The sequence below is a fragment of the Rhizobium moroccans genome (genome assembly GCF_057559155.1).
In genome coordinates this window covers 252,468-275,942 of sequence record NZ_JBHFJG010000001.1, presented here as the reverse complement: position 1 = coordinate 275,942, position 23,475 = coordinate 252,468, and the positions used below count along the sequence as shown (strand labels likewise).

Below are 23,475 nucleotides of genomic sequence, written 5' to 3'. Positions count from 1 at the left end.
CCCCCCCCCCCCCCCCCCCCCCCCGCTCCGTATTGCTTTAGGCAGCCTCTGCCAGCTTCTTGGCCTTTTCGATGGCTTCTTCGATCGAGCCGACCATATAGAAGGCAGCTTCCGGCAGGTGGTCGTACTCGCCGTTGACCAGGCCCTTGAAGCCCTTGATCGTGTCTTCGAGAGCCACCAGCTTGCCCGGCGAACCGGTGAAGACTTCGGCGACGAAGAACGGCTGCGACAGGAAACGCTCGATCTTGCGGGCGCGGGCAACCGTCATCTTGTCCTCTTCGGACAGTTCGTCCATGCCGAGGATGGCGATGATGTCCTGCAGCGACTTGTAGCGCTGCAGCGTCGTCTGAACCTTACGGGCGACGTCGTAGTGCTCTTCCCCGACCACCATGGGGTCGAGCATGCGCGATGTGGAGTCGAGCGGATCGACGGCCGGATAGATGCCCTTTTCGGCGATCGAACGTGACAGAACCGTCGTTGCGTCCAAGTGGGCGAACGATGTTGCCGGAGCCGGATCGGTCAAGTCGTCGGCCGGAACGTAAATGGCCTGAACCGAGGTGATCGAGCCCTTGGTCGTGGTGGTGATGCGTTCCTGCATCTGACCCATATCGGTGGCAAGCGTCGGCTGATAGCCCACGGCCGAAGGAATACGGCCGAGCAGAGCCGAAACTTCCGAGCCCGCCTGGGTGAAGCGGAAGATGTTGTCGACGAAGAACAGAACGTCCTGACCCTTGTCGCGGAAGTCTTCAGCGATCGTCAGACCCGTCAGAGCGACGCGGGCGCGGGCGCCCGGCGGTTCGTTCATCTGGCCGTAGACCAGCGCAGCCTTGGAGCCTTCGCCACCGCCATGCTTGTTGACGTTCGATTCGATCATTTCGTGGTAAAGATCGTTGCCTTCACGGGTACGCTCACCAACGCCCGCGAACACGGAGTAACCACCGTGCGCCTTTGCAACGTTGTTGATCAGTTCCATGATCAGAACGGTCTTGCCGACGCCGGCACCGCCGAAGAGACCGATCTTGCCGCCCTTTGCGTAAGGCGCGAGCAGGTCGACGACCTTGATGCCGGTGACCAGAATCTGGCCTTCCGTAGACTGCTCGACATAGGCCGGAGCATCCTGGTGGATCGATCGGAGCTTGGTGCGGTCAAGCGGACCTGCTTCGTCGACCGGTTCGCCGATGACGTTCATGATGCGGCCGAGCGTCTGCTCGCCGACCGGAACGGAGATCGGAGCGCCGGTGTTCTTGACCGGCTGGCCGCGAACGAGACCTTCGGTCGAGTCCATCGCGATCGTGCGAACGGAGTTTTCACCGAGGTGCTGCGCGACTTCGAGAACGAGGCGATTGCCGTTGTTGTCGGTTTCGAGCGCGTTCAGGATCGGCGGCAGGTCGCCTTCGAATGCGACGTCGACGACAGCGCCGATGACCTGCGTCACCTTGCCGGACGCCGCCTTATTCAGGGTAGCTGCTTTAGCCATGTTTCTTACCCTCTTTCTCTCGCTCAGAGCGCTTCCGCGCCCGAAATAATTTCAATGAGTTCCTTGGTGATCTGAGCCTGACGCTGACGGTTATAGGAAAGCGTCAGCTTGTTGATCATCTCACCGGCGTTGCGCGTGGCATTGTCCATCGCGCTCATCTGCGCGCCATAGAAGGAAGCGTTGTTCTCCAGGATCGCGCGAAAGATCTGCACGGCCACGTTCTTGGGCAGCAAGTCCTCGAGGATTTCCTGTTCTCCGGGCTCATACTCATAGAGCGCCGCGGATGCATCCGCCGCTTCCGAGACTTCGAACTTGGCCGGAATGATTTGGCTAGCTGTCGCAACCTGCGAGATCACCGACTGGAAGCGCGCATAGAACAGCGTCGCCACGTCGAATTCGCCTGCATTGAACAGCGCGAGGACCTTGTGGGCCACTTCATCAGCCTGGGCGAAACCGAGCTGCTTCACCTCGCGGAACGTCACATAATCGATGATGTTCTCGCGGAAGCTCCGGCGCAGAACGTCATTGCCCTTGCGACCGACCGTCAGGATCTTGACGGTCTTGCCTTCGGCAAGCAGCTTCAGCGCATGTTCGCGGGCAAGGCGGATGATGGAGGAATTGAAGCCGCCGGCCAGCCCGCGCTCGCCGGTGGCGACCACCAGGAGGTGGACCTGATCGCGGCCCGTCCCCGCCAGAAGACGCGGAGCCTCCGCGTTCCCGGCATTTGCGGCACTCAAGCCCGCCAGCACCTTGTTCATGCGTTCCGCGTAAGGACGGGCAGCTTCGGCCGCTTCCTGCGCACGGCGCAGCTTCGCCGCGGCGACCATTTTCATCGCCTTGGTGATCTTCTGCGTCGCCTTGACGGAGGCGATCCGGTTTTTCAGATCCTTAAGTGAAGGCATCCGTTATCGGTCCCCTGGGGGTTAGTTGGGCTTGATCCGTTCTCAGGCGAAAGACTTGGCGTAGCTGTCGAGCGCCGCCTTCAGCTTTGCCTTCGTGTCGTCAGACAGCTGCTTGTCGGTGCGGATCGCATCGAGAATAGCCTTGCCTTCGGAGCGGAGGTAGGAGAGCAGACCCTGCTCGAACTTGCCGACCTGGTTGACCGCGATCTTGTCGAGATAACCGTTCACGCCGGCGAAGATCACCGCAACCTGTTCTTCCGTCTTGAGCGGCGAGAACTGCGGCTGCTTCAGGAGCTCGGTGAGACGCGCACCGCGGTTCAGCAGGCGCTGCGTCGCGGCATCGAGATCCGAACCGAACTGGGCGAAGGCGGCCATTTCGCGATACTGGGCGAGCTCGCCCTTGATCGAACCGGCAACCTGCTTCATCGCCTTGATCTGAGCTGCGGAACCGACGCGGGAAACCGACAGACCGACGTTCACGGCCGGGCGGATGCCCTGATAGAACAGGTCGGTTTCAAGGAATATCTGCCCGTCGGTGATCGAGATCACGTTGGTCGGGATGAACGCGGAAACGTCGTTACCCTGGGTTTCGATGACCGGCAGAGCGGTGAGCGAACCGGCGCCCTTTTCGTCGCTGAGCTTTGCAGCACGCTCGAGCAGGCGGGAATGCAGGTAGAAAACGTCGCCCGGATAGGCTTCGCGGCCCGGCGGGCGGCGCAGCAGCAGGGACATCTGACGGTAGGCGACAGCCTGCTTGGAAAGGTCGTCGTAACCGATCAGCGCATGCTGACCGTTGTCGCGGAAATATTCGCCCATCGCGCAACCGGCGAACGGAGCGAGATACTGCATCGGAGCCGGATCGGAAGCCGTCGCAGCAACGATGATCGAATACTGCAGCGCGCCGCGCTCTTCGAGAACCTTGACGAACTGGGCAACCGTCGAACGCTTCTGGCCGATGGCAACATACACGCAGAACAGCTTGTCGTTGTCCGGGCCGTTATCGTGGATGGCCTTCTGGTTCAGGATCGTATCGAGGATGATCGCGGTCTTGCCGGTCTGGCGGTCGCCGATAACGAGTTCGCGCTGGCCGCGGCCGACCGGGATGAGAGCGTCGATGGCCTTGAGGCCGGTCGACATCGGCTCATGCACCGACTTGCGCGGAATGATGCCGGGAGCCTTGACGTCGACGCGGGCGCGACGGGTCGCATTGATCGGACCCTTGCCGTCGATCGGATTGCCGAGCGCGTCGACGACGCGGCCGAGCAGTTCCGGACCAACCGGAACGTCGACGATCGCGCCGGTGCGCTTGACGGTATCGCCTTCCTTGATGTCGCGGTCGGAACCGAAGATGACCACACCGACATTGTCGGTTTCAAGGTTCAGCGCCATACCGCGGATGCCGCCCGGGAACTCGACCATCTCACCGGCCTGGACATTGTCCAGACCGTAGACGCGGGCAATACCGTCGCCGACGGAAAGAACCTGTCCGACTTCGGAAACTTCAGCCTCCTGGCCGAAATTCTTGATTTGATCCTTCAGAATTGCGGAAATTTCCGCGGCGCGGATATCCATCAGCCAACCTCTTTCAGTGCAAGCTTAAGGGTGGAAAGTTTGGTGCGAAGGGAGGTATCGATCTGGCGAGAGCCGACCTTGACGATCAGGCCGCCGAGGAGCGACGGATCGACCGTGACGGCGATCGCCACATCCTTGCCAGTGACGCCCTTCAGCGCCGACTTGAGTTCTTTTTCCTGCGCCACGGTCAGCGCATGGGCCGAGGTGACTTCGGCGGTAACTTCACCGCGATGCTCGGCGGCAATCACGCGATAGGCGCGGATCATGCCGGGCAGCGCAAACAGACGGCGATTGCCGGCAACGACCTTCAGGAAATTGGCGACAAGCCCCTTTACCCCGGCCTTTTCGGCAATGGCGGCCACAGCCTTCTGCTGATCCTCGGCGGAAAATACCGGGCTTGCGACCAGGCGACGCAGGTCTTCACTTTCGTCCATCAGCGCCTGAAAACGATCGAGATCGGCTCCGACCGCATCGATCGATCCGGTTTCGAGAGCGAGTTCGAAAAGCGACGAAGCATAGCGCTCCGCCACACCGGAAATAAGCTGGGACGTGTCAGCCACGGGCACAGTTTCCCTGAATTGCCATCCAAGCGCCAAACCTCACGGGAGAGATCCGGCAAAGCCTTGAAATCGTTTGATTATTCCCCAGAACCTGCAGGGCGCCCGCCCTACCCTTTCTGACTTTCGCGGTCCGTCTAGCATAGGATGTAGGGACTCGCAACACGCGTGATAACGGAAAAAGCCTGCCGCGCAAGGGCTCAATCGATTTTTATGGCGCAAGCAGCGGAATATCGGCGGCTTTTCGACCAAGACGTCAAAATGCACGCCTTACAGATAGCCGAAGACATAGGCGAGCGGCCCGGCGGAAAGAACAACCTCAAGTAGTAAAATCAGAATATTCCGCGGTGTGAGAGCCCGATCCAGGATGCAAGCCAGCAAGCGTCCCATTGCCGCGAAAGCAAGCGCAATTCCAAGCGCCATATAAAGCCAGTCCTGCGCGAGCAGGATCGGCAGGAGGCCGAGACCCAGATACTGGGCGCCGATCGAACGGACGGAAGCGTAGCCTTCCGGCCGTATGCCCCCGATATGGAAGGCGGAAAGGCGAAGCACCGTTGCCGGAAAGACCAGCACGAAAAGGCCGATGACCGCCGTTGCCGCTGCCCCGGTAAACGCGAGCTGTTCCCCCAGCTCGGTGGGAAAATAGAATTCCATGCCGTCCTCAAGTCAATCGAATCGCGGTGTTTTTATCGCATACCGCCGCAAGCCGCAAAAACCCGGTCAGAGAAAGCTTTGCGGATCGATGTCGACCTGGATCTGCACCGAGCCTCTCTGTTTGGGGCCGTTCGCCAGCATTGTCCGCAGGTATGCCTGCATGTCGGAATTCCGACGGCCGTGCACCAGCAGCCGGAAACGATGCCGGCCGCGCACCAGCGCAAGCGGAGCCTCGGCGGGACCGAGCACCGAAATGCCGGAGACCTGCGGCGCGGCCGCCCGCAAGCCGCGGGCATGGCTTTCCGCATCCGCCCTGGTATCGGCCGAAACGATGAGCGAAGCGAGGCGCCCGAAGGGTGGCAGGATCGCCTTTTCCCGCTCGGCGATTTCCCGCTCGTAGAAAGCTCCGGCATCCCCCGAGACGATCGCCTGCATCACCGGATGCTGCGGCTGGAAGGTCTGCAGCAGGCCATGGCTTTTCAAGCCTGTACGTCCGGCGCGCCCCGTTACCTGCGAAAGAAGCTGGAAGGTCCGCTCGGCCGCGCGCGGATCGCCATTGGCAAGCCCAAGGTCCGCATCGACGATGCCCACCAGCGTCATCAGCGGGAAATTGTGGCCCTTGGCGACGAGCTGGGTGCCGATGACGATGTCCGCGTCGCCCCTGGCGATCGCCTCCAGTTCCAGGCGCATGCGCTTGACCCCGCCGAGAAGATCGGAAGACATCACGATCGTACGCGCCTCGGGAAAGTGTTTTTCCACCTCCTCGGCAATCCGCTCCACGCCCGGTCCGCAAGCGACCAGATGATCGAGCGTGCCGCATTCCGGGCAGGCTTCGGGTGTCGGTTCGGCATAGCCGCACTGATGGCATTGGATCTGGTTTTTGAACCGATGCTCGACAAGCCAGCTAGAGCATTGCGGACATTGGAAGCGGTGACCACAGACGCGGCAGAGCGTCAGGGGCGCATAGCCGCGACGATTGAGAAAGAGCAAGGCCTGTTCGCCGCGTTCGATGGTCTTGCTGATTGCCCGGAGCAGCACCGGTGAGAGAAAACCTCCCCTTTCCGGCGGATGCCGGCGCATGTCTACGACATGCAGGTCGGGCAGCGCCGCATCGCCGAAACGGGTCGGCAGATGCACGGTATTGTAGCGCCCCGAAAGCCCGTTCACCTGGCTTTCGACGGAGGGCGTGGCGGAAACCAACACGATCGGGAAATCGCCGATCCGGGCGCGCACGACCGCCATGTCGCGGGCATTATAGAAGACGCGATCTTCCTGCTTGTAGGCCGGATCGTGCTCTTCGTCGACGATGATGAGGCCAAGCTCCTCGAAAGGCAGGAAGAGTGCCGAACGGGCACCCGCCACCACGCGCACCTCGCCCGTCACGATCCCGCGCCACACCTTTTCGCGCATGCGAGGGGAAAGATCGGAATGCCATTCGCCGGGTTTTGCGCCGAACCGGTCCTGGAAGCGTTCGAGGAAACTTGAGGTGAGCGCGATCTCCGGCAAGAGGATCAGCACCTGCTTTCCGCGCTTCAGCGTCTCGGCGATCGCTTCGAAATAAACCTCTGTCTTGCCAGACCCCGTGACCCCATCGATAAGTGAAGCAGAAAAGCCCCCCTCGCGGATCGCTTCGACGATATCGACTGCGGCTTCCTTCTGCGGCCCCTGTATCCTCGGCTCCACATAGTCCGGATCGGGCCTCGCCACTACGGGCGGAGGCGGCAGGAAGACCGTTTCGAAAATGCCCTGAGCCGTCAGACCGTCGATCACGCTCAAGGAAACGCCGGCCGCATGCGCGAGCCCGCTGCGGGTCCAGGGCACGTCTTCGTCGCCGGCAAGCTGGAGGACTTTCGAGCGGGCGGGCGTTATCCGCTCAGGCTCTCCGCCGAGATAGCGCAGCCCCTCCACCATCGGTTCAGGGTCGAGGGCGGCCGGCGCCCGGATCGCCATGCGCGCCACCAGGCCCGGAGGCGAAAGCGTATAGGATGCCACCCATTCGATGAAGCTGCGCATCTCCTTCGAAAGCGGCGGACAATCGAAGACCAGCGTGATCGGCCGCAGCTTCTTGGGGTCGAGCGTCTCGTCGTTGTCGCCATCCCAGACCACGCCGATCAATTGCCGGGGGCCGACCGGCACCTGCACGACCGATCCCGGCTCCACATGAGCGCCTTCCGGCACGGCATAGCTATAGGGGCCCGGCACCGGCAGCGGCACCAGGACAGGCACCACGCGGTTTACCGCCGGCGCTTCGAACAGCGTGCCGAAGAGATCGGAAGAATCCTTGTCCATCAGCCGGGACCATGCCCCGATGAGAAATAAAAGAAAACCATAAAGAGCGCGTAGCGGCTATTCCGCCTCGTCATCCATCATGCCGGTAAGCCGCATGCCGTCGATCCACGTTGCACCATCCTGGCGGATTACCCGGCGCGAGCGTGTGCCGCATCGAGCCTCCACTTGTTCTGCAAGCTGTTCCGAATGGGTAACGACCCAAACCTGGCTGCTGCGCGTCGCTCCAGCGACCATATCGGCCAACGGCGACAGCATGTCCGGATGCGGGCTTGCTTCCGGCTCATTGAGCGCGATCAACGGTGGCTGACGATAGGACATCAGGGCTGCCGCCAAACCCAGAAAGCGGATCTGTCCATCGGAAAGCTCGCGCGGCTGGAAAACCCGCTTGGGAAAATCAGGAAAGACAAGCCCGAATTCCGCATATTCACCCGGCAGCGGTACCGAAAGCCTTGCTCCGTTGAAGGCCGAAGCGATGGCCCCATCGAGATCGGCGGTATCCTCGCGAATATGGGTAAGGGTCGCCAGCACGCCGCGAGATTGCTGCCATCCTGATCCAGAAGCGGCGAGGTGACCGCAAGGCACGGCTGCCTGAGTGGCGAACGCGATCGGTGCGGAAGCCGTGATAGAACCTCCAGGCATCGACCGCACGGCGAAAGGTACCGACCTCCGGATAATGCCCGGCATCGCCCAGAAGCGCGATCGCGGTTTCGGAAGCCAGCGCCTGCTCCGGATATTCCTCCATACGGCCGCGTTCGCCGCGAACCATGATGCCAGGCCCCGCCCTCTTCATCATCGTCACGGGCCGGGTGCCGGTCTCGATGGACAGCTCTTCCATCTTGATCTGCGGCTCGAAGGCAAAGCCGGCCGCGGCCGGCGGACGCAACCCCGCCTCGACACGATAGCGAAAGATTATCGCCCGCTCCTCGTCGATGAGCTCCACTTCGAATTTGATGCGAAAATTCTTCTCCTCCCGTCGCGGACCGGACCAGAGGGCAGACGCCATGCCGCCTTCGGCGGCGATCTCATGGGCCAGATTTCCGCGCACGGCAGCCTGCACGAGCTGCAGCGCCCGGTAGAGATTGGATTTGCCGACGCCATTCTCGCCGATGAACAGGTTGACGCCAGCGATATCCATGCGGATTGCGCGGAGTGAGCGGTAATTGGCGGCGGACATGGAGCGAAGCTGCATGTCCTTACTTCTACATGATCGCTGGCAAAGCCGGAATGCGCATCAATCCCGAGGCGGGCTGGCGAAACGAGAATTGCCGTCCGCGGCGAGCTCGAAGACCGTATGATACTCGAGCGCCTTCGTCACTTCGGTAATATCGCCGTCCAACTGATCTGGCTGGATCATCTGTCCGACCGTGAAATCGAAGCGGTTGCCCTTCTTGTTCAGAAGCTCGTAAAAGACGGTCATGTCGCGCAATTCGGTCGACCACTTGGCGAACCAGTAGAAGAGGCCGGAATTGCGCGCCCGCATGTGCACCGGCAGGATCGGTAGGTTGTATTTGCGGGCAAGTCCGACGGCCGAGGTCTTCCACGGCCGCTCGTTGAGTTTTCCGTCCGCCCAGTAGGCGATGCGGCCGGAGGGAAAGAGCACCATAACCTTGCCGTCTTCCACGGACTTGTTGGTGAGCAGCAGCGTCTCCCGTGCCTTCAGCTTGCTCTTGAATTCCTCGCGCCATTCGACGGGAATGATCATCTCGGCAAACCGCGGATTGACGCGCACGGCATCGCGATTGGCGAAAACCATCATGTCGGGCCGCCGTGCCTTCAATACGTCGAACACCGCTACCCCATCCGCGATCCCGGTCGGATGATTGCTCACGAGAATAAAGCCACCGGTCTCCGGTATCCGTTCGCTATTCTCCACTCGCACGTCGAGTTTGAGGAGGTCGCTCATATATTGAAAGGACTGGAAGCCGGGCAGGCTCGCGATATCGTTGGCGAACTCGATCGCGCGGCCATAACGAAGCAATGTATAAAGAAAGGGTCGCATCACCGGCCAGAGCGGATGCTTGACGATTCGCTCACCTCTTTCGGCGATCAAGGTATCGACGATGTGGCCAGGTCTACCGTGGGAAACCAGGGCAATCGCTTCGGCGAACTGCCCGAACATGGTCATGGAATCACGGCGCGCCATGCAAACTCCCGCAAACAGGCCCCACCCTATATCTCAGTCGTCTGTGATCTAACAATGACATACTTGCCTGTCCTTTTAGGAATTCGTAACCCCGTCGACAGCAATCTGGGGCACTGCCTCCGTGATTCAACAGGTGCCGGATTGAACGAGCTCTTGATCATCGCCGCGCCGGATCTCGTCGAAAAGCGCCACGAATGGCTGGAAAGCCTGGCGCAGGAGCGCCGGTTGTCCGGGCACACGCTCGACGCCTATGAACGCGATACGCGGCAATTTCTCACATTCCTTACCGGCCATCTCGGCGGTCCGCCGAAGCTCGGCGATATCCGCGCCCTGCGACCAGCCGACCTGCGTGCCTTTCTCGCCATGCGGCGGCGGGAGGGCGCCGGCGCCCGCTCACTCGGGCGACATCTGGCGGGCTTGCGATCCTTCCTCCGCCATCTCGAGCGCAAGGGCCTCGTGAACGCCGCCGCGGCCGGTGCCGTCCGTGCGCCGAAGCAGCCCAAATCCCTGCCGAAGCCGCTCACGGACCGCCAGGCACTGGGCTTGATGGAGATCGATGCTCAATTGCACGAGGAGCCCTGGATCGCTGCCCGGGACACGGCTGTGATGACCTTGCTTTACGGCTGTGGCTTGCGTATCTCGGAAGCGCTGGGCCTCTGCCCTGCCGATCTCGCACCGGGCGCAACATCGCTACGCATCACCGGCAAGGGCAACAAGACGCGCATCGTGCCGCTGTTGCCGATCGTGCTCGATGCGCTGGAAGCCTATAAGAAGCTCTGCCCTTATGCCCTGGCATCGGACGAACCTCTGTTCCGCGGCGCGCGCGGGGGAAAACTCCAGCCGGCGATCATCCAGCGGGAAATGCAGAAACTGCGATCGGCCTTCGGCTTGCCCGAGACCGCGACACCGCATGCGCTTCGGCATTCCTTCGCGACCCATCTGCTCGCCGGCGGCGGAGACCTGCGCACCATCCAGGAGCTCTTGGGCCATGCAAGCCTTTCGACGACGCAGGTCTATACGGGCGTCGACACCGCCCGCCTGCTGGAAGTTTATGATCGCGCCCATCCGCGCGCGTGAACGATTTCTTAACCACCCACGTTAAGCGGATATGGAACCGGCATGATTATCATGCCGGCGACAGTTCCGGACGGATGCCATGACGATTCCCGCCTTTGCCTTCAATGTCGATGCGCTTTTCCGGCGCGCGCAGAATGCCATGCTCTGGCTGCTTGCCGCCCTGCATATCCTGCTGTTTGCTTCTCTCTTGCTCGTTCTCGGCTCGTTGTCTGAAGCGAATGCAGCAACGCCCGTTTGCGGCGGTGAAAACCTGCTTGGTGACTTGAAAGCCGAAAAGCCGGGACTCTATGAGGAAATTCTTTCAGAAGGCAGCAGAGTACCGAATGGGAAGGGTCTCTTCTGGAAGGTAGAAAAGACCGGACTCGCACCATCCTACCTGCTCGGCACCATGCATGTCTCCGATCCGCGCGTGTTGAAGATGCCGCCCGGCGCAGCTGAAGCCCAAGCCGAAGCCAGCACCATCGTCATCGAATCCGACGAGATCCTGGACGAGAAGAAGGCCACTGCCGCTCTGCTCTCCAAGCCCGAACTCACCATGTTCACGGATGGCAATTCGATCGAGAAGCTTTTGCCCAAGGAAGATGTGGCGCTTCTCGAGAAGGGGCTCAAGCAACGCGGCATTCCGCTTGCCGCCGTTTCCCGGATGAAGCCCTGGATGCTGATGGCCTTCGTTTCGCTGCCGCCCTGCGAGCTTGCCCGCAAGGCCCAGAACGCCGCTTTTCTCGACAAGAAGATCGCCACAGATGCGATTGCCGCCGGCAAACAGGTGAAAGGGCTGGAGACCCTTGCCGAACAGCTCTCCACCATGGCCGCCATCCCGATGGACCTTCACTTGAAATCGCTTGTCGAGACGATCAAGCTCGGGTCGCGCATGGAAGACGTATTCGAGACCATGACCGAGCTTTATCTTTCCGAGGATATCGGCCTGACCATGCCCCTCCTGAAGGCCGTGGCACCGGACGGGACCGACGATCAGTCAGGTTATGGCGAGTTCGAGGAACTCGTCGTCGTCAAACGCAACCAGCTCATGGCGGAACGTGCCGCGCCGATTCTAGCCGAAGGCGGCGCCTTCATCGCGGTCGGTGCGCTGCACCTACCTGGTGAACAGGGGCTGATCGAGCTGCTGCGCGAACAGGGCTTCACCGTAACGCGGGCGGAGTGATCTCCGCATCATACGCCACCATGAAAAAAGGGCAGGATCATCTCCTGCCCTTTTGTTTGATGCCGATCCGAAACCGGTACGATTACATGTGGATCGGCTTGAAGAAGGTGGCGAGCGCCGCTTCCTTGACCGCTTCCGACATAGTCGGGTGCGCATGGCAGGTGCGGCCGAGATCTTCCGAGGAACCGCCGAACTCCATCAGCACCGCGATCTCGTGGATCATCTCGCCAGCGCCGAATCCTACGATATGGCCGCCGAGAACCCGGTCCGTCTCCTTGTCGGCGAGGATCTTCACGAAACCATCGGTCACGAGCATCGCCCGGGCGCGGCCGTTCGCCGTGAACGGGAACTTGCCGACCTTGTAGGCAATGCCGGCGGCCTTCAGCTCCTCCTCCGTCTTGCCGACGGAGGCGACTTCCGGCTGCGTATAGACGACGCCCGGAATGACATCGTAGTTCACATGGCCATGCTGGCCAGCGAGGATTTCGGCAAGAGCGACGCCTTCGTCTTCCGCCTTGTGAGCGAGCATCGGGCCGCGCACCACATCGCCGATCGCATAAATGCCATCGACATTGGTCTTGAAGTGATCGTCGATCTCGACGCGGCTGCGATTGTCGACCTTCACGCCGGCTTCTTCAAGTCCGAGGCCAGCCGTATAGGGCTTGCGGCCCGTGGAAATCAGTACGACATCGGCCTCGATGGACTGCGCGTCACCGCCCTTGACCGGCTCGTAGGTGACCTTGGCGCCCTTGGCTGACTTTTCGACACCCGTAACCTTGGCTTCGGTGCGGATGTCCATGCCTTGCTTGGCCATCATGCGCTGGAATTGCTTGGCCGCTTCGCCGTCCATGCCGCCGAGCAGCTTGTCGAGATACTCGATGACCGTCACCTTGGCGCCGAGGCGCTGCCAGACCGAACCCAGTTCCATGCCGATGACGCCGCCGCCGACGACAACGAGATGTTCCGGCACCTTTTCAAGCGCGATGGCGCCCGTGGAGGAGACGATGACCTTCTCATCGAACTCGACATTGACGCCAGGAATGCCGGCGACATCCGAGCCCGTGGCGATCACGATGTTCTTGGTTTCGATCTCCTGGCTCTTGCCGTCCTCGCCGGTCACCGAAACCTTGCCGGCAGCGACGATCTTGCCGGTGCCGATGAAGCCATCGATCTTATTCTTCTTGAAGAGAAAGCCGACGCCGTCCACATTCGCCTTCACGGTCGCATCCTTGTGCGCCATCATCTTGCCGAGGTTGAGCTTAGGCGCGGCAACCTCGACGCCGAGGGCATCCATGCCGTGGCCGGCATGATGGAACATTTCCGAAGCGTGCAACAGCGCCTTGGAGGGAATGCAGCCGACGTTCAGGCAGGTCCCGCCATAGGTGGCGCGCTTCTCCACCACCGCGACCTTGAGGCCGAGCTGGGCCGCCTTGATGGCGCAGACATAACCGCCGGGGCCGCTACCGATTACGACGAGATCATAAGCCATTACAGAGTCCTTTTTATTGAACCGCCAATGCCATCAAGCGAACAAAGCAAACATCATCATGAGCAAGCCGGCGATGCTGATGAGCCACACGAGCGAACGAATATAGGGTATTCCGGCGAGATAGAGCGGGATGTAGACGATCCGGGCTACCAGCCAGACCGTGGCGCCGACAAGGCCCGTTCCCGACGTATCGCCGGTAAAGGTGAGCGCCAGCAGCAGGCCAAGGAAGGCAGGATAGGTTTCCTGGTAGTTCCCGGATGCGCGGGCAGCGCGACCGGCCAAAACACCTTTCGGCTCTCGGCCTTCGTCCCTTGCCCCCGCGTTCCACGCCGGGCCAAGTTCCTTAGTCGCCAGCATTCCTTGCAGCCCGATGTGGAAGAGCAACAGGAAAACGCTCAGGGCAAGCAGCGTCAAAAGATACGTTGCGTCTGCCGAAGCGAGCTCCATGCCGCTCTCCCTTGATTAGAGGTCGAGGACCAGACGCTCCGGATCTTCCAAGCTTTCCTTGACGCGGACCAGGAAGGTCACCGCTTCCTTGCCATCCACCATGCGATGGTCATAGGAGAGCGCCAGATACATCATCGGGCGGATCACGACCTGACCACCGATCGCAACTGGACGCTCCTGGATCTTGTGCATGCCGAGGATGCCGGACTGCGGCGCGTTGAGGATCGGCGAGGACATCAGCGAACCGTAGACGCCACCGTTCGAGATGGTGAAGGTGCCGCCCTGCATGTCGGCCATCGACAATTGGCCATCACGGGCAAGTTTGCCCAGGCGGCCGATATCCTTCTCGATCTCGGCGATCGACATCTGGTCTGCATCGCGCACGACCGGAACGACAAGACCCTTGTCGGTGCCGACGGCGACGCCGATATGGCAGTAGTTCTTGTAGATGATATCCGTGCCGTCGATCTCGGCGTTGACCGCCGGCAGTTCCTTCAGAGCATGTGTGACCGCCTTGGTGAAGAAGCCCATGAAGCCGAGCTTCACGCCGTGCTTCTTCTCGAAGATATCCTTGTACTTGTTGCGCAGATCCATGACCGCCTTCATGTCCACCTCGTTATAGGTGGTGAGCATGGCGGCGGTGTTCTGTGCATCCTTCAGGCGACGCGCGATGGTCTGGCGCAGACGCGTCATCTTCACGCGCTCTTCGCGGGCGGCGTCTTGCGTGGTCGACGGGCTGCGTGCAGCCTTCGGAGCCTCGGACGCTGCAGCCGGAGCGGAAATGCCCTTGGCGACGGCGGCGATCACGTCGCCCTTCAGAACCTGGCCACGCTTGCCGGAACCATCCACCTGTTCAGCGGACAGGTTGTTTTCCGCGAGCATCTTGGCGGCGGCCGGTGCCGGCGGCATCGAGGAAGCGCCGGCGGGTGCGGCAGCCGGAGCCGGTTCCGCGGCCTTGGCGGGGGCAGCTTCGGCAGCCTTTGCAGGCTCGGCGGGCTTGGCCGGAGCAGCGGCACCGGCACCCGCGCCACCTTCGGCGATCTGGCCGAGAAGGGCGTCGAGACCGACGGTTTCACCGTTCTGTGCGACGATTTCGGTCAGCACGCCGGAAGCAGGTGCCGGAACTTCGACTGTGACCTTGTCGGTTTCGAGCTCGACCAGCGGCTCATCGGCCTTGACCGTGTCGCCCACCTTCTTGAACCAGGTGCCGACGGTCGCCTCGCTCACGGACTCGCCAAGGGTTGGGACGCGGATTTCAGTGGCCATGATCTGTTTCCGTTTTCTCAGATATCGTTCGTGTCGATGGTTGGGAGAGGAGGCTGAAAATCAGCCTCCGAGCGCGTCTTCGAGGAATGCTTCGAGCTGTGCCAGATGCTTGGACATCAGGCCGGTGGCCGGCGAGGCGGCAGCCGGACGGCCGGTGTAGCGGACCCGCTGATATTTTGCATCGATATGGGCCAGTACCCACTCCAGGTAAGGATCGATGAAAGCCCAGGCGCCCATGTTCTTCGGCTCTTCCTGGCACCAGACCATCTCCGCGTTCCGGAAGCGGGAAAGCTCGTTGATGAGGGCCTTCGCCGGGAACGGATAGAGTTGTTCGATGCGTAGCAGGTAGACGTCGTCGACGCCGCGCTTCTCGCGCTCTTCCAGAAGGTCGTAATAGACCTTGCCCGTGCAGAGCACGACACGCCGGATCTTGCTATCCTTCTGCAGCTTGATCGGACCGTCCTTGATCACCTCCGCATCGTCCCAGAGGAGACGGTGGAAGGAGGACTCGCCCGCCATTTCGGTAAGCGTGGAGGTAGCCCGCTTGTGGCGCAGGAGAGACTTCGGCGTCATCAGGATGAGCGGCTTGCGGAAATCGCGCTTCACCTGCCGGCGCAGGATGTGGAAGTAGTTGGCCGGCGTCGTGCAGTTGGCAACCTGCATATTGTCTTCGGCGCACATCTGCAGCCAGCGCTCCAGGCGGGCCGAAGAGTGCTCCGGGCCCTGGCCTTCATAGCCATGCGGCAGCAGGCAAACGAGACCGGACATTCTGAGCCACTTGCGTTCGCCAGAGGAGATGAACTGATCGAAGACGACCTGTGCGCCGTTCGCGAAATCGCCGAACTGGGCTTCCCAGAGCGTCAACGCATTGGGACGCGCGAGCGAATAGCCGTATTCGAAGCCGAGGACGGCCTCTTCCGAAAGCATCGAGTTGATGACTTCGTAACGGGCCTGGGTCGACGCCATGTTGGCGAGCGGTATGTAGCGCTCCTCGGTTTCCTGATCGTAGAGCACGGAATGGCGCTGCGAGAATGTACCACGTTCGCAATCCTGGCCGGAGAGGCGGATCTTCGTACCTTCCACGACCAGCGAGCCGAAGGCGAGCGCCTCGGCCATCGCCCAATCGATGCCCTCGCCAGTCTCGACCATTTGCGCCCGGTTTTCCATGAAGCGCTTGATGGTGCGATGGGCGTTGAAGCCTTCCGGGATGGTGGAAAGCTTGCGGCCGATCTCCTTGAGCTGCTTCATCGGTACGGCCGTCTTGCCACGGCGCTGCTCGTCGGCATTGTCGGCGGAACGCAGGCCCGACCACTGTCCGTCCAGCCAGTCGGCCTTGTTCGGCTTATAGCTCTGGCCAGCCTCGAACTCGGCTTCGAGATGCGCGCGCCAATCGGCCTTCATCTTTTCGAATTCGCCTTCGGTGATGAGGCCTTCGGCAATGAGGCGATCGGCATAGAGCTGCGTCACGGTCTTGTGGCCGCGGATGACCTTATACATCTTCGGCTGCGTGAACGCGGGCTCGTCGCCCTCGTTGTGGCCGAAGCGGCGGTAGCAGAACATGTCGATGACGACCGGCTTGTGGAACTTCATCCGGAACTCGATTGCCACCTTGGCGGCGAAGACGACAGCTTCCGGGTCGTCGCCGTTGACGTGGAAGATCGGCGCCTCGATCATCTTTGCGACGTCGGACGGATAGGGCGACGAACGCGAGAAGGCCGGATTGGTGGTAAAGCCGATCTGGTTGTTGATGATGAAGTGCATGGTGCCGGCGACGCGATGCCCGCGCAGACCGGAAAGACCGAGGATTTCCGCGACCACGCCCTGTCCGGCAAACGCCGCATCGCCGTGCAGCAGCAGCGGCAGTACCTTGGCGCGCTCCTTGAGCGGGATGACGTCGCCTTCCCAGGCCTTTGCCAGCATGTCCTGCTTGGCGCGTGCCTTGCCCATGACGACCGGATTAACGATCTCGAGATGCGACGGGTTCGCCGTCAGCGACAGGTGGACCTTGTTGCCGTCGAATTCGCGGTCGGAGGAAGCACCCAGATGGTACTTCACGTCGCCGGAACCTTCGACTTCGTCGGGCTTGAAGGAGCCGCCCTTGAACTCGTGGAAGACAGCCCTGTGGGGCTTATGCATGACGTTGGTCAGCACGTTCAGACGACCACGATGGGCCATGCCGAGAACGACTTCTTCGAGGCCGTCCTGACCGCCGCGCTTGATGATCTGTTCGAGCGCCGGGATCAGAGATTCACCGCCGTCGAGGCCGAAGCGCTTGGTGCCCTTGAACCTGACGTCGAGAAACTGCTCGTAACCCTCGGCTTCGACGAGCTTGGAAAGGATGGCCTTCTTGCCCTCGGGCGTGAATTCGACGCCTTTGTCCGGCCCTTCGATACGCTCTTGAATCCACTGCTTCTCCTCCGGATTGGAGATGTGCATGAATTCGACGCCAACGGTGGAGCAGTAGGTACGCTCGAGGATATCGATCATCTCACGCACGGTCGCGTATTCAAGGCCGAGCACGTTGTCGATGAAGATCTTGCGGTCGTAATCAGCTTCCGTGAAGCCGTAGGCCGTCGGAGACAATTCGTTATAGTCCTCGACCGGCGCAGCAAGGCCGAGAGGATCGAGCTTGGCATGCAGGTGGCCGCGCATACGGTAAGCGCGGATCATCATGATGGCGCGCACGCTATCGCGCGTCGCCTGCAGCACTTCCGCTTCGCTGACGGGCTTGCCGGTCGCGGCAGCCGTGGCTTCGGCCTTCGCCTTCACCTTGCCTTCGATGGCCTTTTCGACCACTGGCCAATTGCCGTCGAGCGCCGAGACGAGCTCGCCATTGGCCGCGATCGGCCAGTTCTTACGCTGCCAGGAAGCCCCGGTCGCTGCCTTCTTCACATCTTCGGGGTTATCGGCCAACGCCTTGAAGAAGGACTGCCATTCCGGGCCTACCGAATTCGGATCTTCCTCGTAGCGGGCATAGAGCTGCTCGATATAAGATGCGTTCGCACCGTCGAGAAAAGAGGTGATGAGGAACTGCTCGTTGGCTTCTTGCCGTGCCATGATGCTTTGCGGACGCCGCGTCCGCCTCCTGACGTAATGAGGCCGAAGAAGAGCGTCGGCCACCGCTTTCATTTGCTTGCGACACGGCCGATATCCAACCAGCCACGCATCGCTTGACGCTGAACTGGGCAGGCAAACCATGTTCCAGTTCGCCTGCCCGAAGCTTGTAACTATGTGGCGTCAGCCCTTGAGGACTTCAACCAGGGTCTTGCCGAGGCGAGCCGGAGACGGCGACACCTTGATGCCGGCCGACTCCATGGCCGCGATCTTCGATTCCGCGTCACCCTTGCCGCCGGAAACGACGGCGCCAGCATGGCCCATCGTGCGGCCCTTGGGTGCCGTGCGGCCTGCGATGAAGCCGGCCATCGGCTTCTTGCGGCCCTTCTTGGCTTCGTCGATCAGGAACTGCGCTGCGTCTTCTTCAGCCGAGCCGCCAATCTCGCCGATCATGATGATCGACTGGGTGGCTTCGTCGGCGAGGAACATTTCGAGGACATCGATGAACTCGGTGCCCTTGACCGGGTCGCCGCCGATGCCGACGGCCGTCGTCTGGCCGAGGCCTTCGTTGGAGGTCTGGAACACGGCTTCGTAGGTCAGCGTGCCCGAACGGGAAACGATACCGACCGAACCCTTACGGAAGATCGAGCCTGGCATGATGCCGATCTTGCACTCTTCCGGCGTCAGGATGCCCGGGCAGTTCGGGCCGAGCAACCGCGACTTGGAGCGGTCGAGGCGAGCCTTCACGCGCACCATATCCATCACCGGAATACCTTCGGTGATGCAGGTGATGAAGGGGATCTCGGCCTCAATCGCCTCGATGATCGCATCAGCGGCGCCTGCCGGCGGCACGTAGATCACGGTCGCATCGGCACCGGTCTTTTCCTTGGCTTCGGCGACAGTCGCAAAGATCGGCAGCACGGTGCCGTCGACGCCCGACGACCACGTTTCGCCACCCTTCTTCGGATGAATACCGCCGACCATCTTGGTGCCGTAATAGGCGAGCGCCTGTTCGGTGTGGAAGGTGCCGGTCTTGCCGGTCAGGCCCTGAACGAGAACCTTGGTGTCTTTGTTGACGAGAATAGACATTCTTTCCGGTCCTTCCAGATTAGGCTTTGATCGCCGCGACGATCTTCTTCGCCGCATCGTCAAGATCGTCGGCCGCGGTGATCGCGAGACCAGACTCGTTCAGGATCTTCTTGCCGAGTTCGACATTGGTGCCTTCGAGGCGCACGACGAGCGGAACCTTCAGACCGACTTCCTGCACTGCGGCGACAACGCCTTCAGCGATGACGTCGCAGCGCATGATGCCGCCGAAGATGTTGACGAGAATGCCTTCGACCTTCGGATCGGCCGTGATGATCTTGAAGGCCGCAGCGACCTTTTCCTTACCGGCGCCGCCACCGACGTCACAGAAGTTCGCCGGCTCCTTGCCGTAGAGCTTGATGATGTCCATCGTCGCCATGGCAAGGCCCGCGCCATTGACCATGCAGCCGATATTGCCGTCGAGCGCGACATAGGCGAGGTCCCACTTGGAGGCCTCGATTTCCTTGGCGTCTTCTTCAGTCTCGTCGCGCAGGCCCTTGACGTCGTCGTGGCGGAAGAGCGCATTGCCGTCGAACGACATCTTCGCGTCGAGAACGCGCAGGTGGCCGTTTTCCATGACGATCAGCGGGTTCACTTCGAGAAGAGCCATGTCCTTCTCGTTGAAGGCCTTGTAGAGCGCCGGGAAGAGCGCCTTGGCATCTTCGGCAGCAGCGCCCGAAAGCTCGAGAGCCTTGGAGATCTTCGCAATCTCATCAGCCGTGACGCCGGCTTCCGGATCGATGGCGATCGTGTGGATCTTCTCGGGCGTGTCGTGAGCGACAGCCTCGATATCCATGCCGCCCTCGGTCGAAACGACGAAGGCGACCCGACCAACGGAACGGTCGACCAGCAGCGAGCAATAGAGTTCGCGGGCGATATCGGCGCCATCTTCGATGTAGAGACGGTTGACCTGCTTGCCGGCTTCGCCGGTCTGCGCGGTCACCAGCGTGTTGCCGAGCATTTCCTTGGCATGAGCGACGACTTCATCGATCGACTTGGCGAGACGAACGCCGCCCTTGGCTTCTGGGCCGAGTTCTTTGAACTTGCCCTTGCCGCGACCGCCGGCATGAATCTGGCTCTTGACCACGTAGAGCGGGCCCGGAAGTTTCTTGGCGGCAGCTTCCGCCTCTTCGACCTTCAAAATGGCCACGCCTTCGGCAACCGGCGCACCGTAGCCCTTCAGAAGAGCCTTGGCCTGATATTCATGGATGTTCATGGGGCTTGATCCCTTTTTGAATTACTTGAGCGAAGGCGCGATGTTGATGCAGGCTTCGCAAAGGCCGGCGACGGCGCCGACCGACTTCTGGAAGGCGGCCTCTTCGTCCTTGTTGAATTCGACTTCGACGATGCGCTCGACACCACCGGCACCGAGAACGACCGGAACGCCGACATACATGTCCTTGACGCCGTACTGGCCGGTCAGGTGAGCAGCGACCGGCAGGACGCGCTTCTTGTCCTTGAGATAGGATTCCGCCATCTCGATTGCCGAGGCGGCAGGCGCGTAATAGGCCGAACCCGTCTTGAGCAGGCCGACGATTTCGGCGCCGCCGTCACGGGTGCGCTGGATGATTTCTTCGAGGCGCTCCTTGGTGGTCCAGCCCATCTTGACGAGGTCGGTCAGCGGAACGCCGGCAACGGTGGAGTAGCGGGCAAGCGGCACCATCGTGTCGCCATGGCCGCCGAGAACGAAGGCTGTCACGTCCTGGACGGATACGTTGAATTCTTCGGCGATGAAGAGGCGGAAGCGAGCGGAGTCGAGCACGCCGGCCATGCCGACGACCATGTTCTTCGGCAGGCCGGAGAACTTCTGGAGTGCCCAGACCATCGCGTCGAGCGGATTGGTGATGCAGATCACGAAGGCGTTCGGGGCATACTTCTTGATGCCGGCGCCGACCTGTTCCATGACCTTGAGGTTGATGCCCAGCAAATCGTCGCGGCTCATGCCCGGCTTGCGGGCAACACCCGCCGTAACGATGCAGACGTCGGCGCCTTCGATCGCGGAATAATCGCTCGCACCGGAAAGCTTTGCGTTGAACCCTTCGACGGGACCGGACTGGGCAATGTCGAGGCCCTTCCCCTGGGGGATACCATCGGCGATATCGAAGAGGACGACGTCGCCCAATTCCTTGAGGCTGGCAAGATGTGCCAGCGTGCCACCGATCATGCCAGAACCAATGAGTGCGATCTTCTTGCGCGCCATCGAAAAGCTTCCTTTCGAGATCCAAGTCCATTGCAGAGCACGGCGATGCCCGCCAATGTGGCTCCCGGCATACCGGCATCTTCCAAGATTGGCAATCGATTATTTTCGGATGATATTTTTCAATCGGTTAGATAACAAAATTCTTACGTAAACGTAAGAATTGATGACATGAAACCGTCAAATTACCTGTCGCTTTTCACGGTGGAGCTCAAGGTAATCCGGACTGCGCATCTCGAAGAGGCGTGAGACGGTACGGTCGAATTCGAAGCCCTCCGTGCCGCGCCTTTCGGTCAGCAGATCTTCTGGCGCGGTAGCCGCCGAAACGTAAAGCCGAACGGTATGGTCATATAGGGCGTCGACAAGAATGATGAACCGCTTCGTCTCGTTGCGCTTCTCGGGACCGAGCCGCGGAATGTGCTCGACGAAAATGGCGTCGTACCGATCGGCGAGCGCCAGATAGTCGGAAGCGCCGAGCGGCCTTTCGCAGAGATCGGCGAAGGTGAACCGCGCTGCGCGGCCGGCCTCCAGCGGCACGTGGATCGTCCTGCCCTTCATGGGAATTTCCGCCGGCTGCGCCCGCTTCCCTTCCGTGACCTGATGCCAGGCCGCTTCGAGGGCGGCATCGGCGCGGCCGTCGAGCGGTGTGACGTAGACCGGAAGGCTGGCAAGCTTCTGCATCCGGTAATCCGTCGGGGAATCGAGCGTCACCACATCCACATGCTGGCGCAGGAGATCGATGAAAGGCAGGAAAAGGCCGCGGTTGAGGCCATCCCTGTAAAGGTCTTCCGGAGCGACATTGGACGTGGCCACCAGCACGCACCCCAGATCGAAAAGCTCCTTGAAAAGCCGTGCCAGGATCATCGCATCGGTGATGTCCGTGACCGTAAACTCATCGAAGCACAGGAGCTCGGCTTCGGCAAAGATCGAAGCCGCAACCGGCGGCACCGGATCGGCTTCCTGCGTTTCTCCACTCTTGAGTTTCATGCGATGCGCATGGATGCGGCCATGGACATCCGCCATGAATTCGTGGAAGTGCGCACGGCGCTTCCGATCCACCGGAGCCTTTTTGAAGAACATGTCCATGAGCATGGTCTTTCCGCGTCCCACGCTACCATGCACATAGAGCCCGCGGACGGCCTTCGGCTTGCCCGAACCCTTGGCGAAGAGCCAGCCGAGCGCGCTTTTCTTCTTCGCCGGGCGGGCATCGCGAAGGTTATGCAATACGCGGTCCAGCCTGGCCGCCACCTCCAATTGCGCCGAATCCGCGGCGAGCGCTCCAGACGCTGTCAGCGCCTTGAGCTCCTCGCCAACGCTTTGCGTGTACTCGGGGATGGGTTCCAAACCGGCAGGACCTCGGAGAGCCTTATCGGCTCAGGCTGATCGGCTGCCCGGAATTGGTAGTGCCGTCAAAGCGGTTGTCGGCGCTCTTGTAGACGCGGCCGAGAACATTGCCGGCCCGGTCCTTGAACTGCACCGTCTTGCCGGCGACTTCCCAGGAGCCCATCGCGGTAAGTTCGCCGGCGCATCCGCGCGTGCCGCCGCGGGAACCGCTGCCGAGATTGGTGAGCGTCAGGAACATGTCGCAGTTCGAACCTGCATTCGCGACGCGCCAGCTACCGACCATGGATTCCTTCGTCACATCGAGCGCGCTCGCCGGCGGCGTCCCCGTCTGTGCGGCGGCGGCCATTTCCGGCGAAGCGGTAGGCGCGGATGGGAACTGCGATGGATTGGCTGCTCCGGGAGCCGGAAGGGAATTGGACTGAACCGACGGAACCGGCTGCGCCTGGAGAGGCGGCGGGGACGGCAGATTGCTGGAAGGATTAAAGGAGGTCCTTTGGCAACCGGCCAGCGATAGCGCAATGACAAGACCCGTCGCCACATATCTGAACTGCATCACATACTCCCGCGTTTCAGTTGGTACCCGCCGCGAATGCCCCTGAATTGAGACCGAATTATCGTAAACCGCTTTGGTTAATCAAGTCGTACCGGAAAATTCGCCGCGATTGCGTCATTCCGGCATCTGCTCCGATTTCGTACAGCATTTAAAAAAAACTCGCCGCCGCCGGGAAGGCAGCGACGAGTCTCATGGCTATGAACACG

At 61.2% G+C, this 23,475-nt stretch carries 18 protein-coding genes and 1 pseudogene; 2 read left to right on the top strand and 17 right to left on the bottom strand.

Annotation, left to right across the window (positions count from 1 at the left end):
- Positions 1–37: 37 nt before the first annotated feature.
- The 8 genes and pseudogenes from atpD to ACE04I_RS01220 form a co-directional block, all read right to left on the bottom strand.
- On the bottom strand, positions 38–1,477 hold the full coding sequence (gene atpD, locus ACE04I_RS01255) for a F0F1 ATP synthase subunit beta (protein WP_046796306.1): 1,440 nt from the start codon (positions 1,475–1,477) through the stop codon (positions 38–40).
- A gap of 23 nt (positions 1,478–1,500) precedes the next feature.
- The gene (locus ACE04I_RS01250; protein WP_046796305.1) at positions 1,501–2,379 is read right to left on the bottom strand and encodes a F0F1 ATP synthase subunit gamma; all 879 of its coding nucleotides are present in this window, start codon (positions 2,377–2,379) and stop codon (positions 1,501–1,503) included.
- A 42-nt stretch (positions 2,380–2,421) separates the two neighbouring features.
- Positions 2,422–3,951 (bottom strand): F0F1 ATP synthase subunit alpha, encoded by a 1,530-nt coding sequence (gene atpA, locus ACE04I_RS01245; RefSeq protein WP_046796304.1) that lies wholly within the window; start codon positions 3,949–3,951, stop codon positions 2,422–2,424.
- Positions 3,951–4,517 (bottom strand): F0F1 ATP synthase subunit delta, encoded by a 567-nt coding sequence (locus tag ACE04I_RS01240; protein WP_487206412.1) that lies wholly within the window; start codon positions 4,515–4,517, stop codon positions 3,951–3,953. The genes atpA and ACE04I_RS01240 overlap by 1 nt, the downstream gene beginning before the upstream one ends.
- A gap of 261 nt (positions 4,518–4,778) precedes the next feature.
- Positions 4,779–5,162 (bottom strand): AGROH133_08824 family phage infection protein, encoded by a 384-nt coding sequence (locus tag ACE04I_RS01235; protein WP_487206411.1) that lies wholly within the window; start codon positions 5,160–5,162, stop codon positions 4,779–4,781.
- 66 nt (positions 5,163–5,228) lie between these two features.
- Complete coding sequence (locus ACE04I_RS01230; protein ID WP_487206410.1) at positions 5,229–7,451, bottom strand: primosomal protein N'; 2,223 nt, start codon at positions 7,449–7,451, stop codon at positions 5,229–5,231.
- A gap of 57 nt (positions 7,452–7,508) precedes the next feature.
- Positions 7,509–8,640: pseudogene (locus ACE04I_RS01225) on the bottom strand (AAA family ATPase).
- A gap of 42 nt (positions 8,641–8,682) precedes the next feature.
- Complete coding sequence (locus tag ACE04I_RS01220; RefSeq protein ID WP_046796300.1) at positions 8,683–9,594, bottom strand: GNAT family N-acetyltransferase; 912 nt, start codon at positions 9,592–9,594, stop codon at positions 8,683–8,685.
- A gap of 141 nt (positions 9,595–9,735) precedes the next feature.
- Between ACE04I_RS01220 and ACE04I_RS01215 the strand changes: the two genes are divergently transcribed.
- The gene (locus tag ACE04I_RS01215) at positions 9,736–10,671 is read left to right on the top strand and encodes a tyrosine recombinase XerC (protein WP_046796299.1); all 936 of its coding nucleotides are present in this window, start codon (positions 9,736–9,738) and stop codon (positions 10,669–10,671) included.
- Positions 10,672–10,750: 79 nt separating this feature from the next.
- Positions 10,751–11,833, top strand: coding sequence for a TraB/GumN family protein (locus ACE04I_RS01210; RefSeq protein WP_046796298.1), 1,083 nt, complete (start codon positions 10,751–10,753; stop codon positions 11,831–11,833).
- A gap of 82 nt (positions 11,834–11,915) precedes the next feature.
- Here ACE04I_RS01210 and lpdA read toward each other — a convergent pair whose 3' ends face one another.
- From lpdA to ACE04I_RS01165, 9 genes are all read right to left on the bottom strand, one after another.
- Positions 11,916–13,322 (bottom strand): dihydrolipoyl dehydrogenase, encoded by a 1,407-nt coding sequence (gene lpdA / locus ACE04I_RS01205; protein ID WP_487206409.1) that lies wholly within the window; start codon positions 13,320–13,322, stop codon positions 11,916–11,918.
- A gap of 33 nt (positions 13,323–13,355) precedes the next feature.
- The gene (locus ACE04I_RS01200; protein WP_487206408.1) at positions 13,356–13,769 is read right to left on the bottom strand and encodes an MAPEG family protein; all 414 of its coding nucleotides are present in this window, start codon (positions 13,767–13,769) and stop codon (positions 13,356–13,358) included.
- 15 nt (positions 13,770–13,784) lie between these two features.
- Complete coding sequence (gene odhB / locus ACE04I_RS01195) at positions 13,785–15,035, bottom strand: 2-oxoglutarate dehydrogenase complex dihydrolipoyllysine-residue succinyltransferase (protein ID WP_046796295.1); 1,251 nt, start codon at positions 15,033–15,035, stop codon at positions 13,785–13,787.
- A 60-nt stretch (positions 15,036–15,095) separates the two neighbouring features.
- The gene (locus ACE04I_RS01190; protein WP_046796294.1) at positions 15,096–18,092 is read right to left on the bottom strand and encodes a 2-oxoglutarate dehydrogenase E1 component; all 2,997 of its coding nucleotides are present in this window, start codon (positions 18,090–18,092) and stop codon (positions 15,096–15,098) included.
- Between the two features lie 180 nt (positions 18,093–18,272).
- The gene (gene sucD / locus ACE04I_RS01185) at positions 18,273–19,178 is read right to left on the bottom strand and encodes a succinate--CoA ligase subunit alpha (RefSeq protein ID WP_046796293.1); all 906 of its coding nucleotides are present in this window, start codon (positions 19,176–19,178) and stop codon (positions 18,273–18,275) included.
- A gap of 19 nt (positions 19,179–19,197) precedes the next feature.
- Positions 19,198–20,391, bottom strand: a complete 1,194-nt coding sequence (sucC, locus tag ACE04I_RS01180; protein ID WP_046796292.1) for an ADP-forming succinate--CoA ligase subunit beta — start codon at positions 20,389–20,391, stop codon at positions 19,198–19,200.
- Between the two features lie 21 nt (positions 20,392–20,412).
- Positions 20,413–21,375: a malate dehydrogenase gene (gene mdh, locus ACE04I_RS01175; RefSeq protein WP_046796291.1), complete on the bottom strand. Its 963-nt coding sequence runs from the start codon at positions 21,373–21,375 to the stop codon at positions 20,413–20,415.
- A gap of 177 nt (positions 21,376–21,552) precedes the next feature.
- Positions 21,553–22,716, bottom strand: coding sequence for a cell division protein ZapE (gene zapE, locus ACE04I_RS01170; RefSeq protein WP_487206407.1), 1,164 nt, complete (start codon positions 22,714–22,716; stop codon positions 21,553–21,555).
- 22 nt (positions 22,717–22,738) lie between these two features.
- Positions 22,739–23,269 (bottom strand): protease inhibitor Inh/omp19 family protein, encoded by a 531-nt coding sequence (locus ACE04I_RS01165; RefSeq protein ID WP_046796289.1) that lies wholly within the window; start codon positions 23,267–23,269, stop codon positions 22,739–22,741.
- Positions 23,270–23,475: the final 206 nt, after the last annotated feature.